The organism is Pseudomonas sp. 2VD (assembly GCF_005503585.1).
Taxonomy (GTDB): domain Bacteria; phylum Pseudomonadota; class Gammaproteobacteria; order Pseudomonadales; family Pseudomonadaceae; genus Pseudomonas; species Pseudomonas aeruginosa.
The window spans coordinates 1-2,540 of the sequence record NZ_SCND01000553.1 but is presented as its reverse complement, the minus strand read 5'-3'; the positions used below and the strand labels follow the sequence as shown (position 1 = coordinate 2,540).

The 2,540-nt window shown below is 69.8% G+C and carries 1 protein-coding gene; it reads left to right on the top strand.

Annotation, left to right across the window (positions count from 1 at the left end; genetic code table 11):
* Window positions 1–534: 534 nt before the first annotated feature.
* Window positions 535–2,540, top strand: a 2,006-nt coding sequence (gene copA1 / locus FFS27_RS31550; protein WP_137952488.1) for a copper-translocating P-type ATPase CopA1, incomplete at its 3' end; no start/stop codon positions are given.

The following is a 2,540-nucleotide window of genomic DNA, read 5'->3' as shown; positions in this document are numbered from 1 at the left end:
GGGTGGGGCGGGAACGTCCGTGGTCATCCATACGCGATCACCTTCTGCTAAGGGCCTGGCGACGGAATGCCGGGTCGGCGCTCCGCCGGGGGGCGAGCCGCCTTCTCTCTTCCGGTGGGGAGAGCCTGACAGCAGAGGTGAGGGCCGGGGCCGCCACCTGTGCTGCAGGGTTCGGCGGTCTACGGTTCCACAAATACCGCAAAAAATATGACGGTAAAAAGTACTTTTCGTCATCAGCAGGTTTTTTTTCCGCAAGCGACGAAATACCTTGGCGCAGCCCTTCGCGAGGTCTAGTGTTATCGGTCCCACCCCTGTGAAAACCCTCCGCTTTTCCGTGCCGCAACGGTTTTCCAGCGCCATTCCCCCTCCCCCCTGCTCCTGCGACATAAAGCCGCCACTGCCCCCTGCGCCGCCTTCCTGTATGAATCCGGGGCTTGACCTTGACACGATGTCAAGGCTGAACCTGGCGACAGATCTCACCGGCGCCTCCCAGGGCGCCTGCGGTGCCACTTCTGTCCATTCCAAGGAGGACTCATGAACAGCGCCACGCTAACCGAGCTCGATCTGCCGGTCAGCGGCATGACTTGCGCGTCCTGCGCCGGCCGTGTCGAACGAGCCCTGAAGAAAGTGCCCGGGGTCGCGGCCGCCTCGGTCAACCTGGCCAGCGAGCAGGCCCGCGTACAGGCCCCGGCGGACAGCCTGCCGGCCCTGGTGGCGGCGGTCGAGCAGGCCGGCTACCAGGTTCCGGCGCGCAGCCTGGAACTGTCCATCGAGGGCATGACCTGCGCCAGTTGCGTCGGCCGGGTCGAGCGGGCGCTGAAGAAGGTGCCCGGCGTACGCGAGGTCAGCGTCAACCTGGCCAGCGAGCGCGCCCACCTCGACCTGCTCGGCGCCGTGGACAGCCAGGCCTTGCTGCAGGCGGTGGAACAGGCCGGCTACAAGGCCCGCCTGCTCGACGCGGGGCAACCACGCCAGGACGATGCCGAGCGCCGCCTGCGCCGCGAACGCTGGTGGGTGATCGCCGCGCTGTTGCTGGCGTTGCCGCTGGTGCTGCCGATGCTGGTGGAATGGGCCGGCCTGCACTGGATGCTGCCGCCGTGGGCGCAGTTCCTCCTGGCGACCCCGGTGCAGTTCGTCATCGGCGCGCGCTTCTATGTCTCCGCCTGGCGCGCGGTGAAAGCCGGTGCCGGCAACATGGACCTGCTGGTCGCCCTCGGCACCAGCGCCGGCTACGGCCTCAGCGTCTACCTCTGGCTGACCGCCCCGCCCGGCCACATGCCGCACCTCTACTTCGAAGCCTCGACCGTGGTGATCGCCCTGATCCTCCTCGGCAAGTACCTGGAAAGCCGCGCCAAGCGCCAGACCGCCAGCGCCATCCGCGCCCTCGAGGCGTTGCGCCCGGAGCGCGCGGTGCGCCTGCGCGACGGTCGCGAGGAAGAGGTGGCGATCGCCGAGTTGCGCCTCGGCGACGAGGTGGTGGTGCGTCCCGGCGAACGCTTCCCGGTGGACGGCGAGGTGCTCGACGGCAGCAGCCACGCCGACGAGGCGCTGATCACCGGCGAGAGCCTGCCGGTGCCCAAGGCTCCCGGCGACAAGGTCACCGGCGGCGCGATCAACGGCGAAGGCCGCCTGCTCCTGCGCACCACTGCGCTCGGCGGGGAAACGGTGCTGGCGAAGATCATCCGCCTGGTGGAAGACGCCCAGGCCGCCAAGGCGCCGATCCAGAAGCTGGTGGACAAGGTCAGCCAGGTCTTCGTCCCGGTGGTGATCCTCATCGCGCTGGTCACCCTCGGCGCCTGGCTGATCGCCGGGGTCGGCCTGGAGCAGGCCCTGGTGAACGCCGTGGCGGTGCTGGTGATCGCCTGCCCCTGCGCCCTCGGCCTGGCCACCCCGACCGCGATCATGGCCGGCACCGGCGTGGCCGCGCGCCACGGCATCCTGATCAAGGACGCCGAGTCCCTGGAAGTCGCCCATGCGGTCACCAGCGTGGCCTTCGACAAGACCGGCACCCTGACCTCCGGGCGACCGCAGATCATCCACCTCGGCGGCGACGACCAGGAGCAACTGCTCAGGCTCGCCGGCGCCCTGCAACGCGGCAGCGAGCACCCGCTGGCCAAGGCCGTGCTCGAGCGCTGCGCCGAGCGCGACCTGGAGGTTCCGCCGGTGAACGCCAGCCAGGCCCTCAGCGGTCGCGGCATCCAGGGCGAGGTCGAGGGTCGCCGGCTGGCCTTGGGCAACCGCCGCCTGCTCGACGAGCAGGAACTCAAGCCCGGCGCGCTGGCGAGTGCCGCCGCGGACTGGGAGGCCGAGGGCCGCACCCTGTCCTGGCTGCTGGAACTGGCTCCGGAGAAACGCGTGCTCGGCCTGTTCGCCTTCGGCGACAGCCTCAAGGACGGCGCCGCCGAAGCGGTGGAGGCCCTGCGCGAACGGGATATCCACAGCCACCTGATCACCGGCGACAACCGCGGCAGCGCGGCGGTGGTGGCCAAGGCCCTGGGCATCGACGACGTACACGCGGAAGTGCTGCCGGCGGACAAGGC